The following is a 16,174-nucleotide window of genomic DNA, read 5'->3' on the forward strand; positions in this document are numbered from 1 at the left end:
TCACATCCGCCGACTATGATTTGATCAGTCTTTAAAAATCATATCATAATCCAGGTGATCCAGGATATGTTCTTTATAAGGAGAATCTGGAGAGATATCAATGATCTCATAATCTGTATAGTTCCAGCCTGCTGCATTGCCGATCCTGCCCCATGGATTCGCCAGGTGGGTTCCGGCAACCGTTTCACAGTAGTAATAACAGACATCATTGTACTCAAAATAGAATCCTTCAGCTTCAGGGATATTTACGGCTGCACACACGTGTGCACTCTCTGAATCAGGATTCCAGGCATGTACCAGGATTACATCATAGCCCAGCTTCTGCATTATTTTTGCATACAGGATCGAAAGATCCTCACAGTCTCCCCCGCAGTACAGTGTTTCATAGGCTGACTTCCAGTAATCAAGTTTCCCTGTCGAAGCAAAATCTGATACATACGGTATGCTTTGAACGAATGCTAAGACACAACCTGCCCTGTCCAGATCGCTCATGGACGCCGTTCTCTCGCTGAATGTGTCCGCCAGATCAGAAATTAAACTGCTTTCAATGTCTAGTATGTTATTTGCCAGATATTTCATGGTTTCAGATGACGGAGAGTAGTAGAGGGCATTAAGAAGATGTGAACATCTTTGAGCTCTGTCATATTCCGATGGAGAAAATTCTAATGTAACTGTGTTGTTTGGAGAGATTCCGCAGCTGACCGCACCTTTTGCATTGTATGACCATTTATATGCCTTGGAAGTGCCGTTTTCACCTGGATAATCTGGATGTTCAGTTGTTATGCTGTCCGCGATGCTTGGTATCAAAAATGTACTGACTAAAAAAACAGAGATCAGAATCATACATAATCTAAACGCGTCAAGGCGTTTCTCATCCATGACGGTATGATATTGACCTGAAGAATATAATATGTTGATTTTAAAGAAGAAAATATTTTTAAGGTTTTACAAGAAAAAGAGATCCTCGGAGAGGATCAGAGAAAGTGTTTAAGCAGATAGATGACAACTGCTGCGACAACGCCTGCAATAATACCTGCAGGGATATTGAACAGGTATGAAACAACTGCTAAGACAATAACACCTAACACCAGGGCTAAGACTGCAGCTGTCCAGTCCGTTCCATGCTCTGCGCCTATCGACACTCCTAATTCTGTTTCAGCTGTACCTTCAGAGTTTACTGCAGTGGCTTTGATCTGGTAATCTCCGGATTCATTGTATGTATAGACCAGCTTATTGGAGTATGTCTTGATGGTTTCACCGTTTCCCATGTCCCATAAAATGTAAAGGTAATTGTCTGCTGCTACCGAGGCTGTTATAGTCCTGCCGTCAACAGTGACTTTGATATCATTAATGGACGGGATCGATGTAAAGACCAGATTGCTGTACCACTTGGCGTAAAGAGTAATGTTTGAGGTTACAGCAGTTGTAAATGTATACTCATTCGTCAAGGATGCATTTCTATACCATCCTCCAAAAGTATAACCATCTTTAGTGGGATCATCCGGCTTACTTGCAGTTTTATACTCTCCTACGGCCTGTGACGCTACAGAGCTGCCGCCGTTAGAATTGAATGTAACAGAATATGTTCTCGCTGTCCACTTAGGATACAAATCTAAATCGGCTGTAACAGGTGAATTGAAATCATAGGCGTTTGTCAGAGCAGCATCTGTGTACCAGCCGACAAATGTCCTATTATATGTTGTTGGGTCTTTTATCCTTGATGCTTTTTCCCCATCTATAAGATACTGTGTATGCGATGGATAGCCAACAAAGTTTACCTCATAATTATAAACATAGAAATAGGCATTAGTATTGCCAGTGTGAGATATGCCTGAATGACCATTTATAGATCTTGCTATTTCGAAATAGATATATGGCGTGTGTGCTCCACACTCAGTGGGTGTAAATATATAGGAATTACCACTTAGTTTTATCTCCGGACCAGAATTCAAGTATCTAAAAACCACTCCGTGTTGAGGGTTACCCCCAGCTACTATAGGCATATTATAGCTTTCTCCTAATCTTAAATAGTGAGTTTCTGGAGGCTCACCTAAATCATAGAAATCTTCCCATTTAGCGTAAAGTGTAATGCTGCTGGAAATCAGGATATCAAAATCATATTCCTTAGCACACATAGGTTCTGTACACCAGCATAGAAATTTGTAACCCGATCTATATGGATCCAATGTTGGTTTTTTTACACAATCACCATCATTTAGATACTGTGGATCTATTGGAGTTTTCCCTCCCACAAATGTCACAAGATAATCGCACCATTTGGCATACAAGGTAATATTTTCATACACAGGAGTTGAAAAATTGAAAGAGGTCGTTAAAGAACTATTTGAATACCAGCCTACAAATACTTTTCCTTCTTTTGTTGCAGTCTGATATGTTGGAGAATCCCCCATTGCAATTCTTTGAGGTGGAACATCTAAGCCGCCATTGGAATTAAATGTAACTACGACTCCTGCTTCCCAATGAGCATACAATGTATGATTCAAAGCCAAAGACACATAAGTTGTGTTTGTTATTTTGGTTCCGTCAGATGATGAAGTGTACCATCCCAGGAAAGCATATCCGTCTCTTGTCGGTGTCGGCAGTGATCCATAGCCTGAGCCGTAGGTCACATTCATACTTTCAGGACTGACTGTACCGCCGTTGGCGTTGAATGTAACAGTGTATGATTTGCCATTCCAGTGAGCGTAAAGCGTGTGATCGGCAGTTGCGGTTACCTGCGTTGATGATGTGACTTTGGATCCGCTGAATGATGACGTGTACCAGCCTGCAAAGTTATAACCTGTCCTGGTAGGCGTCGGCAGGTCTCCATACGTTCCGTTGTAAGTGACGGTCTTATTTGCAACCGGAGTCGAACCGCCGTTGGCGTTGAATGTAACGGTATATGTTGCAGGCGTCCAGTTGGCATAGAATGTAACATTTGTACCTATTCTGTAGTATCCTCCGAGATCGATCAGCGTCCCATCCGTGCTCTCAAGATTCCAGCCTGAGAGTACATATCCTGACTTGGTAAATCCTGAAGTCGGCAGGAACAGGACTTCCTCTTCATATCCAGACATGCTTGCTACCGTACCGGTACCGCCGTTGGCGTTGAATGTGGCAGTATACGGTGACATTTCTACCCATACTGCAGTCCACCACGTCTGCATATCATACGAAGTTCCTGGTTTAACGATATTGCTGGAGAACTGCCCTGGATACCATCCTACCAATTTATAGCCGTACCTGCTTACCTCGTAGGATCTGGGAAGAGTATAAGATGTGCCGGTGTTCATTGTGATATATTTGGTGTCGGATCCGTTGCTGAACACTCCGCCGTTGGCGTTGAATTCTGCGTAATATGTGCTGGATGTCCATTTGGCATAGAATGTTGCATTGGCAGTTACTTTGTATTTTTCTCCAGGCTCATAGACTGTTCCATTGACAGAATTCAGTGTCCAGCCTGACAGAATATAACCGCTCTTTGACACCCCGCGGGTCGGCAGAGTGACGCTGTCTCCTGAAGTAACAGTTTTGGATTCAATTGAACCAGTACCGCCGTTGGCATTGTATGAGACTGTGTAAGATGTCGTTGAAGGCGTACTGCTTGCTAAATTCATAGAACCAGTGAATGTTGCCGATCCCTGCATTAACTGACAGGTTACAGAAACAAAAAATGTACCTAGATACGGAGGGCTGCCGGTCAGGGTGACGGTACCTGTAGACAGATTGCCGGAAGCGCTGAGCCAGCTGGGATTATTGACCGTAATGTTTGTGCTTTTAAGAGACTGGGCAGGCCGGAATGTAATGGTGATGTTATCCGATGTAGGGTACATAGTCCATGAGCCCAGATTGGTGCTGTTCACCACACCAAGACTGTGGCTGCTTGATGCCAATACCGGCGAATCATCGTTTGGATCATCCGCAGGCAGCATTGCAGCAGCTGAAAGAATGAAACACAAAGCCAAAAGGAAACAGGCTGTTCCCATTATCTTGGATTTGTTTTTCATGTGATTACCTCGTAAATCCTATTCATAAAAATCTCTCCTTTCTGATTGAGGCCAGTTTCCAAAAAAATGAAAAATAAAAATTTGGAGCTAACCGGCTCATGCCGTAGTGTTAACAGATTACAGCATAAATAATCTTTATTTTAAAGAAAAAATTATTTATTAAAAAAAGAGATCCTCAGAGAGGATCAGAGAAAGTGTTTAAGCAGATAGATGATGACTGCTGCGACAACGCCTGCAATAATACCTGCTGGGATATTGAACAGGTATGAAACAACTGCTAAGACAATACCTAAAACGACTACCAGCGCCAGCACTGTCCAGTCTGTTCCATGCTCTGTGCCTATCGACACGCCTAATTCTGTTTCAGATGTACCTTCAGAGTTTACTGCAGTGGCTTTGATCTGGTAGTCTCCAAATTCGTCATATGTGTAAGTAAGTCTGTTGGTGTATGTCTTGACAGTTTCACCGTTTCCCATGTCCCATAAAATGTAAAGGTAATTGTCTGCTGCTACCGAGGCTGTTATCGTCCTGCCGTCAACAGTGACTTTGATATCATTAATGGACGGGATCGATGTAAAGACCAGATTGCTGTACCACTTGGCGTAAAGAGTAATTTCAGAAGTAACCGGTGTAGTAAATGTGTATTCTGAAGTCAATTCTTCATTTACATACCATCCTCCAAACACATACCCAGAACGTGCAGGGTCTGCAGGCCTGGCCGCTATCGCATTGTGATCGACAGTCTGAACATTAACATCTGAACCATTGTTGGCATAGAATGTAATTGTATGCGACACAGATTTTTCCCAATGAGCATACAGTGTCATCTTTGTATTTTCAGATCTAATAGTTGTATCAAAATCATATAATTTATCGTTCAGATACCATCCCTTGAACGTATATCCAGATCTTACTGGATCTGCAGGTTTTATCGCTTTGTTATATATTTCTATAAACTGCGGCTCTACATCAGTACCTCCGTTGGAATCGAATATGATTGGTGCTATATCGCTATAGTCCGCGTATGGGCGCACCGTCCACATAGTATAAAAGGTGTCAAAAATCACATCCTCTACAAGTGTCAGACAGAAATAGTTACTATTCTCAAATGGTCTGGAATATCCCAGATGACTGTCGGATGCAAACAAACTCAAACTAAGATTTGGATCGCGTGATTCTGTAACATCAAGAATGCGTGTAACTGTACCATAGGGCAGAGGTCCAGGAAATTCTCTCCCCATTAGATTGTATGTTGAATACCCTATGGCATCTTTGAGAGCAGTATAAGCGTCAGATCCATGCCCCACAATTATAAGATGTTCTCCATCTCTTATAGAGTTCACTTTATTGCCGTACACATCAATAAGTGTCCTATCTGAAACTAAGCTATATGCATTATATCGTGAAGAGATATCAAAATATACTGCAAATTCTGGAGTGTTAGCAACCGATGTAATGTTACTTGTATCTATCATCTCATCATCTATGTATGTCTCAAGAGAAGGAGGTACAGCGGTCGATTTATCACCATATTGTAATGCAATATTAGCGCTTTGAAGATCAGCATTATAATCATTAAAGCACCTGTAGTGGCCTATTGAATAATCGCATGCTATCCATCTATTCCCAATGAGTGCGTATGCATTCCACACGCATCCACTTTCACTATTTCTGTGCCCCATGAATTCCGTAATCTCCCCATAGTTCGTAGAGATCCACATACTGTTTGAAGGTCTATCATAATACTCCATCTCTACCATCGAGTCAGTACTTTTCCAGAAAGTAGTTGCCCGTACCGCCTGTGCACCATCATTGGCAGATACTGTTTCATACTGCCAGCCGGAACCATCATCAACAAAAACGGTAAACTGGCCTAGATAGGTTGACTTCCATTTAGCATACAACGTGAGGTTTTCATTAACAGGCGAATCAAAATAATATTCTTGAGTCAATTCTATATCTTCATACCATCCTCTAAAAATAAATCCCGTTTTACTCGGATTGCTAGGCTTAACTGCATGACTTCCCTGAGCTATTGTTTTCGAAAATACATCTGATCCTCCGTTAGATTCGAATGACACAACGACTGTTTTTTCCCAATGAGCATATAATGTATGACTCAAAGCCAAAGACACATTAGTTGTGGTTGTTATTTGGGTTCCACCAGATGATGAAGTGTACCATCCCAGGAAAGTGTATCCGTTTCTTGTCGGTGTCGGCAGTGATCCATAGCTTGAGCCGTAATTCACAGTTTTACTTTCAGGACTGACTGTACCGCCGTTGGCGTTGAATGTAACAGTGTATGATTTGCCATTCCAGTGAGCGTAAAGCGTGTGGTCGGCAGTTGCAGTTACCTGCGTTGATGAAGTGACATTGGATCCGCCTGACGCTGATGTGTACCAGCCTGCAAAGTCATAACCTGTCCGAGCAGGCGTTGGCAAATCTCCATACGTTCTGCCGTAGAATATGGTCTTGGAAGGAACAGATGATCCGCCGTTGGCATCAAAATTCAGCGTGTATGAGGCAGTGCTCCAGTTGGCATAGAATGTAACGTTTGTACCTATTCTGTAATATCCTCCGAGATCGATCAGAGTTCCATCCGTACTCTCAAGATTCCAGCCTGAGAGTACATATCCTGATTTAGTAAATCCTTCAGTCGGGAGATAGATGGCCTCTTCGGCGTAGGCAGACATGCTTGCTACCGTACCGGTACCGCCGTTGGCATTGAATGTGGCAGTACAAACAGGTTTTTCAGTCCATACTGCAGTCCACCATGTCTGCATATCATACGAAGTTCCTGGTTTGGTAATATTGCTGGAGAACTGACCAGGGTACCATCCCACTAATTCATAGCCGTACCTGCTTACCTCGTAGGATCTGGGAAGAGTATAAGATGTGCCGGTGTTCATTGTAAGATACTTAGTGTCTGATCCGTTGCTGAACACTCCGCCGTTGGCGTTGAATGCTGCGTAATATGTGCTGGATGTCCATTTGGCATAGAATGTCGCGTTCCCTGTGACTTTGTATTTTTCTCCAGGTTCATAGTTTGTTCCATTGACAGAATTCAAAGCCCAGCCTGCAAGGGTGTATCCTTCCTTAGACATACCGCTGGTAGGCAGAGTGACAGTGCTGCCGGAAGTGACTGTGCTTGATGCTATTGATCCGGTACCGCCATTGGCATTGTATGAGACTGTGTAGGAGGTCGTTGAGGGCGCTCCGTTAACGATTTTAACTGTACCGGTGAATGTTGCCGATCCCTGTGAAAGCTTGCAGGTTACAGAAATGGGAAAGGTGCCGAAGTAGGGGACATTTCCGCTCAGGGTGACGGTACTTGTGGAAAGATTGCCGGAAGCGCTGAGCCAGCTGGGACTGTTGACAACAAGATCCTGCTGCAGAGCACTGAACAGCGGCAGCGGCGTAATGAACGAAACAGTGATGCGGGAAGAAGTTACAGACATGGTCCATGAGCCCAGATCGGTGCTTGTGACCCTGCCCAGATTTTGACTGTTGGATGCTAATATCGGCGAATCATCGCTTAGATCTTCAGCCGGCGAGAGAAATGCTGCGGAAGAGATGAGACAGAGAACCAGAAGAAGACATGCTCGCCCCCCCCCCCCCCGCCCAAAGACTTACTCTTCAAGAGACATCACCTTGTCATGTTTAATATTCATAGGAATGCTGCTCCTCATGTGGTCGAAGGCCAGCCTCTCAAAACTGCAGAAAAGAATGGTGTCAGGAGCAGGCTGGCTCATGACATCAGCATATAGCTTTACAGGATATATACTATTGATTTACAAGAAAAAAATATTTTACATCCTTACGGTTGTTCGAAATCAAACAAGAGTAAGGACATAAAAAAATGGCAGATATCAAAGAATTATAATTCTGGAGCGGTTACAGATACCTGATCTAAGCTGAAATACATATTGATCTCTGGTATTGTTTTGCAGTAGCTGTTCCAGTGTTTGATCCTTTTATAAGCTACTCTGCCAGATGTTTCAAAGACTGTGTATCCCAGAAAATGTCTTCTGTGCCGCCTTGTCCTGACCTTTCGCTGCATGTTGATAACTCTCTGTACAGGGATGCCCAGATCCTGAGATATCTCTTCATTTGACTTTTTATCGACAGATTTAGCAATCATAACCTTATATTCTGTGCTTGTGAAGCAGTACTTATCATCCAGTGTCATGTGATTGAACCCTCCATAGATGTTACTCTGAATCGATTATTTTATCAAAAGAGACTAAATTATTGTCTCTAAGTTCTCTGCATTCCTTTTTAATTCTGCGAAGCAGCTTATTCTCTTTTTTCTTGAGTCTGTGGCACGGCAGGATGATCGGAATGTCGATCATATAGCAGATCATGGCTGAACTGATCAGATTCTTGATTAAACGCTCACATGGCGGGTTTTTGTTAGAATTCCAGCATTTGTCACAGGGATTAGGCGACAGCTTAAGGCTGCGGTATATTCTGTCACGCCTAATATAGAAACTCGATATAGACTTGGCCGGCATCGAAAACGAGAAAAACATTAGCAGTATGTTGCCACGGAATGCAATTTCATCCCCAGTCAGGTCTGTTTTATAAAAATCATAACCATCTGGATATATGGCATCATTCAAAGGATCACGCTTCCTCAGTCTTTTTCAACAACGTTAAATTCGACAGCTTCACGCGCTGCATCGTGTATAGACGGACAAGTATTTAGTGAGTTTTATATGTCTGTATCTCAGGCCTTTGCGCTTTCTTGGCTCTGCTGACTGCAGCGATCAAGTCTGGAACATCTGTCATTTGCATCTTTCAGCAGCGCAGCAATTTCTCTGCCTTCATCAGTGAGAGATACATATGTTGTTCGATACCTGCCTACGGGCTCTGATTTCTTAACCAGTCCAGACTGCACCAGCGATTCTATCAGATCAACCAGAGTTGAATAGCTTTTGATATAACCTCTGATTTCATTCAGCTTGCATTTGTCTGAATCCAGCATTAATACTAATACATATACCGCGTATCGTTTATAGAGAACAGTTTCCGGCGGATTAGTATCAAGTGCCACGTAGTACTCAATACATTTCTTATTTTTAATAAATTAGTAATGGTTACTAAGTAGTACTCAGTACTTATTTCTATGATCAGTCATGAGTCTGCAGGATGAGGATTATACTCTCTAGTCTATGACATCAGGCTGCGCATTCGACATCGATTATCATCTCGAAGTCAATAGTCTTCTTTTCATCGGGTTTATATGTACGATCCCAAGGAGTGCCGTTTTTATGAGCCTTATCCACTAGTTCACGGGCAGTCTTATCCATGCAGTCTTCAATCAGTTTATCAAGCACTGCGACTGCTTCCGGGGAGAATGGTTTTGAAGGTTCTTTATCTTCTCTGATCGGTATTCCTGCATAGATGTAATATTGATAGTAAACGTTTGGAACTACAGGACCTAGCATCCATGCTTCTATCTTATCATTAAAAAGATACTCTTTTGTCTCTTTGTAGTATCTTATCCATGCAAAATACAGCATCTTCTGCAGCTTAAGATTGGTCACTGGGTTTCTCATCCCATAGTATTTCTTTATGATGTATTTAGCTACATCCAACGCGTCATATGCCATATCGCTTCCACCGTTTTGAAGAGACTTAGTCTTAGCGTTGTGCCTTTTTTCCAATCTTCTGCACCATTTTAAAGTCCCCCTTTCCCAAGGGCATATTGGTCTGTTTCGCATATTGTTGCTTGATACCACGTGGTGAGAAATTAAAACTGACTGCTGAACATACATATGTTGATAAAGCAGGCAGAACGTGACATTTATATATTGTGACATTTGTAAAATAATCAGACCATCAAGGTCACTGTCTGAAAGGAAGGGAGTTTAATGACTGATAAAGATGATACGAAAATCACTCAATTGCAGAAAGATGATCTCATTAAAGCACGCAGCAATATTGCACTTGTAATGCGCATGATGGATACCATGTCATCTGATTATAATTCATGGCATGACAATCATAATGGCATGTCTGAGGATGAAAAGAAGATTCTCAATCAATCTTTACATCTCATCGATGCTGCAACAGGCACCATACCATCATATATTAAGAATGCCAAAAAAACTGCTGCCGAGGATGGATGGGATGAGTTCTGTTAATAAGAGGATTGTTTATAAGAAAGAGCAGAATAGTTGATAAATGGAAAAAGTAATTCTAAAAAGAAATCATTGATGATCTACCGGTCAAACTCGTTTTAATGATTGTAATCCTGAGCGTATGCTATCTGTGCATTAGACCCAGCTATAGAACTTTCTGGGCATAAAATTTATGCAAAACAGAGCCAATATCAATAGGGCATCTATCACACAAGCTATGCCTATCGCACATGGATAACTGCTATATAACGTGCAAGCTATAGCTGTGACGAGTGCTATTGCTCCTAAGGCAATGGAAGTTACACGTATAGTACGTCCGTATCTAATATCAAAACTTGAAGAGGCATGGCTTGAAATGCCTTCCATGGACTTGCTTGCTCGATCAAAAGCATCTATTTCTGAATTTACATCTATGCCCAGACGACTTAAATCTATATTAAAAATTTTAAGAAAATTCACTGCATAATAAAAGACTCCTTGAGCGAGTTTGGCATAATCAACTATGAGATCATAGATTATTCTGGATTCATGTACAGATACCAATTCATGGTATCGAATTATCCTAATCCTATACTGATCTAAAATTTTTTTAAGTGCTATATCCATATTTACATATACATTGCCTGCAGGTATAGCTTCACACCCGATTATGCAGTCGGCACTATAATTTTCATCAGAATGGTGACTGTGTACATGAAAAAGCTCTTTAACTGCATTAAATATTTCATGAAACTGATTCTCAGATTTTGAATCAGTCCCCGTCGAGTATTGAATCTTACTAGGATCATATTTACCATTGTTGAGATCGTCTCGAATCTTATTAAGATCGTATTGAACCAGTAAAGCTTCCTTACTTTGTGAACTATGTGAGACTAATTTGCACAGGCCTGATCCATATATATGTGCATAATACTGGATATTTCTAACCTATTGCTTGTATCTTTAACTTTAAGAGTCTCTATTAAGTACAGTTTAGGTTTTGTGTAATCAAATGATTCAGAAGATGAAACGATCAGTACAGGTAAAAAGGTATAAGGAAATTCATCTTTATATATGCCTTTTAAGGTGTAATATAATTCTTTACCCTCTGTTTGGCTAAATTCTTCATTATATATTCTCTTTATCTCGCTCTTGATTGCCTCAATTAATTCTTTCTTTTTATTATTAATTCCCTTCCTAAACTGTCTTCTTTGATAGCATCCCTTAATCCTCTCCTTTGCAACAGACCCTAGCATTACAATTTCGTCACGTATGGATTTTACGCTCTCTATCATCTGAGTAGATAAACGATTATCCATCAGATATGGGTTAGACATGTCTAGATCTGATTCTTGTATGTTTTGGTCGTCATTTATTGGAGAAAATGTATCATAATCGTTTGAGTTCAATATGAGTTCAAAAATATTATCCGCAGAAATATTTCTAGAGTGTTTATCAGCTGAGAGTGTTAATTTTTTTAGAATCAAACGTCTTTGTTGTAAAATGTAATTGGGGCTGGCCATTGGGAACCAACCCCAATATTCTACATCTCCCACTCGCTCACCAAAATAATCTGAATGAGACGCTGTCTCTTCCAAGTGGTGTTGTTTTTGCAGTGGCCCTTTTTTTATTGTCGTTGTATCCACATCTCATTAACCCTACGGATGTTAGATACTCAACCGCATCTTCATCTCCTTTATCGATGATGCGTCCTTGTCTGTATTTTTTCAATACATGCTTTTGCTGGTAAGTCATCATTGTATCAACGCCTACACCTAGGGTGGCGATCAAGCCATTTGATACCTCAATTTCTATGAGGCGGCGATCAAGCTACCATGTGTATTTGATAACACCTTCTATTTATTCATGTATGCTGCATAGCAACTATGCCAGTCAACAGAGTTAGAAGATGTATAACGTCTCTATTCATTTAATCCCAAAGAGACGATCTTTAATACAACAACAAGTATTTAAATTTTTTTACAGAAAAATGAATGAATCTCTAAAGATTGTCATCAAAACAGGCTATTGTAATCAGTCACGCAATAGATGCTTGAGAAGCATAAAGTGCTTAACTACCATATATAGTTATCATTCTACAGAACATAGAATATTTTTTTAAAGAGTTATGAATACTTTTGCAGAATTGAGCCTTCTGATGATGCAAGTTTAAAATAATGTCAAAATCAACACTCAAAAACTAAGCAATGTAGAATAATTGAAGAGCTCCATGCTATGAATCATATATCATTCTGTTTCATTAGCGATGAAAAAGAGATCTGGAGATACTCTGGTCATCAGTCCATCGAGGATTATCAAGTCTCTATTGATCATACCCAGATCAAATAGGTAATTCGGATGATCAGAAACTCCATCTTAATATATTCTACCTCTGAACTATTCAAATAAGTTATATTGTATTTCGGTGCCAACCGAATGATCTTGTTCTTGTCTGGTCTGATAAGTTCGTATATTTTCTTCAAACTTCAAACGGAATCTCATGCAATTCTTATCCTTTTAAATAATTCTTACTTCATAATGCAGTCTGTATTTTCTCAAAGCGGAGAAATGCAGGCCGTTCGCGGTCATAGAGTCCCTTCGTTGCCGGCATGATGTCGGACTTTCTTTTATCATAGCTTTAGCTTTCTTTTGTTTTTTCTGGATCAGGTCTTTTTTAGCTAATTACTTTAATAAATTAATAATATCGTATAGTATAACATTCTACAAACTAAATGTTATCCGGTGTTATTTCATTTAAAAAATGTTATCTAATAACATTCAACGCCGTTAAATATTATTTTTTTACAAAATGGCAAGATAAAACAAGAGATAATAAGGATTAGTATGATAAATACTTGTAAAAAACGCAAAGTTTTAAATACTCTAAGAGGGAAGATATAGAAAGTGTATCGTATAAATTACAATAACAATAACAATTAAAATTGTTATTAACATCCGCTCTCTCTATAGACACTTTCGGAGATTCATCATATAAAAAGCTTTGCTTCAGTATGTATTTTTGATCTTATAACAATATTCTATATACAATTTCGATCCGATGCATCAAGGCAGGATCCGCACTGCGATTTGATCACTAAAGAATATGTTCTGCAGCGCGGGATCCCGTTAAAATCTCATAAATCCGGTTTAATTGCGAGTTTCTCCATCAAGCATGAAAACGTACGTGTTAAAACAAACATGCCGTAAAATGGCTTAAAAATGTCAAAAATTAGGGCTTTAAAGTAAAGATGATACTTCTCTAAGCTTTTCCACTACCTTAATGCCCTTTTGTGTGATCGAAACTATGTGTTTTTTATAGACTTTCTTGATCTTTATCAGTTCTTTTGATTCGAGAGTGTCTAAAATCTCCATCAACCGTACATATGTCGATAAAACATCATTCTGAATTCTTGTTTTCAATATCTCTTCATTTCGATGATCGTAGACATAGTTTAACACATCGACGGTTGGTCCAAAGAGTTCAGATAGACTTGAGTCAGGCATTTTCAATTCTTAATTCATAAATCAACTATCAAATATAAGATATGGTTCTCAATTCACTAATCAAGAATAATTATTTATACCATGTATCTGTTGTTGAGTTAGTAATCGAGAATATTAATTCTCGGATTTACTACAAGGGCTCATCATATGCCTCAGTGAAAACTACATCGATCAAATTGTTAGACGGTTTAAACCCTTTCAAGGAGTCTGACACTGCTTAACCGATGCACTCAATAATTTTAGACTCCAATGGGTGCATCGACCTTAAATCTGAGACATAACCCGATTGGGCGCCGGCTTTTTGGATATGAAAGCTGGCCCCTAGGGTTTCCTACATAATCAATAAGCCTCTGAGCTTCAGCGATAAGGCGAATGTATTCTTCCCCTTCAGATGTGATTGTGATTATTGTAGCGTTTTTCCTGGATCCTAGACGATCGATGATTTAGATAGGTCTATTTTCACAAAGAGAATCGAGCTGTTCACCGTTTGAAATGTAAATCCCATCTATATGTACAATATGATATTCACAAAATGCTTAGAGATCTACGACAATTCGTGTTTATAAAACATATTTGCAGCATCATTTCAAATTTAAATTGTTATAGTGAATGTGATATTTCCCTAAGCTTTTCCACTAATTTACATCCTTTTGGAGTTATAGACACAATATGCCTTTTTCCATCATCATGGATATCAATCAGTTCTTCTGTTTTAAGCGTATCCAATATATTCATTAACCGGTTATAGTTGCTTAAAACTTCATATTTGAGATCTCTTTTGTGGATCTCTTTTTCTTTATGATCATATAAATGATAAAGAACTACAATTGGTTCTCCAAATATCTTTTCGATGTCCAGCTCATTCATGAAATTCTAAGTTCTAGAACAGTTAACCGTTGTATATATTTGTGTTATTTGTTCTAGAACACAGAACATATAAATACATCTTTATTGTTCTAGAATCTAGAACGAAATGCCTCAAAATCAAACAAGGGGCCATTCAACTCCTCCAAACAATTTCAAGGAGTCTGACACTGCTTAACCGATGCACTCAATAATTTTAGACTCCAATGGGTGCATCGACCTTAAATCTGAGACATAACCCGATTGGGCGCCGGCTTTTTGGATATGAAAGCTGGCCCCTAGGGTTTCCTACAAACTGCTTCGAATCAGCGAAAGCGCTGAACAAAACAAGGAGAACGAAACGATGGAAAAAGCAAGACATACAGAAAGTCACTCAGACTCTAACTCAGCCTTAGCTAGTTTGAGGAATTCTGCTACACGTTTTCCCTTTTCTGTTATGCATACAGTTCTGCGTACTGGTCTTATGGGATCTTGTTTCAAAACTATTAATCCTGCTCCTTCCATTCTAGATAAGACTCTTAACCGTGCCCTATCCCCTGGTAAAATGGGCTCAAGATCTGCGATATACGGAGTTTTCTCCTCTTCTAATAGAAATATCAGAATATCGACAGCGCTTCGTTCATTAAGCACGGATCCTATTTGCGATAACATTCGTAGGATCAATAATCAAGTGCGATATTTGATTCTTGATGTATATTTTCTTTATGCGTTCGCAATATACGAATACATATTATTAAATAAATGTATACGCATCATGCGTTCACAAAATGTAAAAAATGCAGCACCGGAGTCTGAAAACGCTGCAAAGATAAGTCTGACCCATGGCAGGACTGGCTTAATTGGTACCAGAGCAAAACACCATCAGCTGAGACTGCCCGATTGTTTGACCACAGAAAACACATTCATCCAGCGCAAGCGCTGGACAAACCATTTACGCGGCTGTACAAAAGTGCATCTCTCTATGCCCTGACAGCCGCGGCATCCCAAAATATTTTCCGATGGGAGAGAAACACTAACCTATGGCTCTCTGCCCGCAGTTCTTCCATCGGTTTCTAGCGGGCAGGGCCGCCCTTAACACTGATTCAGCGAAAGCTATGTAAAAAAATCAAGGAGATGAAATCGATGGAAATAGTAAGAAATGCAGAAAGTCAGTCAGACTCTAACTCAGCCTTAGCCAGTCTAAGATGCTCTGCTACACGTTTTCCCTTTTCTGTTAAAGAGACTGTACGTCTCACCGGACGCAACGGATCTGAAGTCAATGTGACCAGCATATCGTCTGCCATCCGTTCTATTACTCTTGTTCTAGATTGTGGATTTGGAATGATCGTGTCAAAATCTGTAATATATGGCGATGAATCCGACTCAAAAAGACGGATTAAGATCCCTACAGCACCACGTTCATCCAACACACTGTCTGGTATGATCATTGCAGTATTGGATATTGAAATGCAGTATATAAGTATCAACTTGTATTTACATCACATAATTGCAATATGTAATTACAAAATATTATATACTTTAGATTACATTATGCAATTACAAAATATAATTAAAGCAGCATCGGAGTCTGAAAACGCTGCACGGCAAAACCAAGGTAAAAATGCCTTTCTTCTAACCCAAAAAACCCCTTGTATATCCAGCGAAAGCTCTGGACGCAAACCCCTTAATCGATGG

The 16,174-nt window shown here is 40.0% G+C and carries 16 protein-coding genes; 1 reads left to right on the forward strand and 15 read right to left on the reverse strand.

Annotated elements, in window-relative coordinates:
* Positions 1 to 24: 24 nt before the first annotated feature.
* The 8 genes from H729_RS04695 to H729_RS04725 form a co-directional block, all read right to left on the reverse strand.
* Positions 25 to 879, reverse strand: a complete 855-nt coding sequence (locus H729_RS04695; protein WP_147554393.1) for a hypothetical protein — start codon at positions 877 to 879, stop codon at positions 25 to 27.
* Between the two features lie 95 nt (positions 880 to 974).
* The gene (locus tag H729_RS04700) at positions 975 to 4,007 is read right to left on the reverse strand and encodes an InlB B-repeat-containing protein (RefSeq protein WP_020448854.1); all 3,033 of its coding nucleotides are present in this window, start codon (positions 4,005 to 4,007) and stop codon (positions 975 to 977) included.
* Between the two features lie 185 nt (positions 4,008 to 4,192).
* On the reverse strand, positions 4,193 to 7,465 hold the full coding sequence (locus tag H729_RS04705) for an InlB B-repeat-containing protein (RefSeq protein ID WP_020448855.1): 3,273 nt from the start codon (positions 7,463 to 7,465) through the stop codon (positions 4,193 to 4,195).
* 171 nt (positions 7,466 to 7,636) lie between these two features.
* Positions 7,637 to 7,759, reverse strand: coding sequence for a hypothetical protein (locus H729_RS10210; protein WP_256365357.1), 123 nt, complete (start codon positions 7,757 to 7,759; stop codon positions 7,637 to 7,639).
* 125 nt (positions 7,760 to 7,884) lie between these two features.
* Entirely contained in the window at positions 7,885 to 8,196 is a 312-nt protein-coding gene (locus H729_RS04710) for a hypothetical protein (protein ID WP_020448856.1), read from the reverse strand.
* Between the two features lie 22 nt (positions 8,197 to 8,218).
* Positions 8,219 to 8,629: a hypothetical protein gene (locus H729_RS04715; protein WP_020448857.1), complete on the reverse strand. Its 411-nt coding sequence runs from the start codon at positions 8,627 to 8,629 to the stop codon at positions 8,219 to 8,221.
* A gap of 107 nt (positions 8,630 to 8,736) precedes the next feature.
* Positions 8,737 to 9,063: a MarR family winged helix-turn-helix transcriptional regulator gene (locus H729_RS04720; RefSeq protein WP_020448858.1), complete on the reverse strand. Its 327-nt coding sequence runs from the start codon at positions 9,061 to 9,063 to the stop codon at positions 8,737 to 8,739.
* 124 nt (positions 9,064 to 9,187) lie between these two features.
* Complete coding sequence (locus H729_RS04725; protein ID WP_172618665.1) at positions 9,188 to 9,733, reverse strand: Panacea domain-containing protein; 546 nt, start codon at positions 9,731 to 9,733, stop codon at positions 9,188 to 9,190.
* Between the two features lie 150 nt (positions 9,734 to 9,883).
* Between H729_RS04725 and H729_RS04730 the strand changes: the two genes are divergently transcribed.
* The gene (locus H729_RS04730) at positions 9,884 to 10,156 is read left to right on the forward strand and encodes a hypothetical protein (RefSeq protein WP_020448860.1); all 273 of its coding nucleotides are present in this window, start codon (positions 9,884 to 9,886) and stop codon (positions 10,154 to 10,156) included.
* A gap of 132 nt (positions 10,157 to 10,288) precedes the next feature.
* Here the strand turns inward: H729_RS04730 and H729_RS04735 are convergent, their stop codons facing one another.
* From H729_RS04735 to H729_RS04770, 7 genes are all read right to left on the reverse strand, one after another.
* Positions 10,289 to 10,759 carry a hypothetical protein gene (locus H729_RS04735; protein ID WP_020448861.1) on the reverse strand — a complete coding sequence of 157 codons (471 nt, stop codon included), beginning with the start codon at positions 10,757 to 10,759 and terminating at the stop codon, positions 10,289 to 10,291.
* Between the two features lie 266 nt (positions 10,760 to 11,025).
* Positions 11,026 to 11,688, reverse strand: coding sequence for a hypothetical protein (locus H729_RS04740; RefSeq protein WP_020448862.1), 663 nt, complete (start codon positions 11,686 to 11,688; stop codon positions 11,026 to 11,028).
* Positions 11,689 to 11,692: 4 nt separating this feature from the next.
* Positions 11,693 to 11,923 carry a hypothetical protein gene (locus tag H729_RS04745; RefSeq protein WP_020448863.1) on the reverse strand — a complete coding sequence of 77 codons (231 nt, stop codon included), beginning with the start codon at positions 11,921 to 11,923 and terminating at the stop codon, positions 11,693 to 11,695.
* 1,446 nt (positions 11,924 to 13,369) lie between these two features.
* The gene (locus H729_RS04750; RefSeq protein ID WP_020448864.1) at positions 13,370 to 13,636 is read right to left on the reverse strand and encodes a winged helix-turn-helix domain-containing protein; all 267 of its coding nucleotides are present in this window, start codon (positions 13,634 to 13,636) and stop codon (positions 13,370 to 13,372) included.
* Positions 13,637 to 14,236: 600 nt separating this feature from the next.
* Positions 14,237 to 14,503 carry a hypothetical protein gene (locus H729_RS04755; RefSeq protein WP_020448865.1) on the reverse strand — a complete coding sequence of 89 codons (267 nt, stop codon included), beginning with the start codon at positions 14,501 to 14,503 and terminating at the stop codon, positions 14,237 to 14,239.
* Between the two features lie 366 nt (positions 14,504 to 14,869).
* On the reverse strand, positions 14,870 to 15,151 hold the full coding sequence (locus H729_RS04760) for a hypothetical protein (protein ID WP_020448866.1): 282 nt from the start codon (positions 15,149 to 15,151) through the stop codon (positions 14,870 to 14,872).
* 497 nt (positions 15,152 to 15,648) lie between these two features.
* Entirely contained in the window at positions 15,649 to 15,927 is a 279-nt protein-coding gene (locus H729_RS04770; protein ID WP_048133956.1) for a hypothetical protein, read from the reverse strand.
* Between the last annotated feature and the right edge of the window lie 247 nt (positions 15,928 to 16,174).

The organism is Candidatus Methanomassiliicoccus intestinalis Issoire-Mx1 (genome assembly GCF_000404225.1).
GTDB classification, from domain to species: domain Archaea; phylum Thermoplasmatota; class Thermoplasmata; order Methanomassiliicoccales; family Methanomassiliicoccaceae; genus Methanomassiliicoccus_A; species Methanomassiliicoccus_A intestinalis.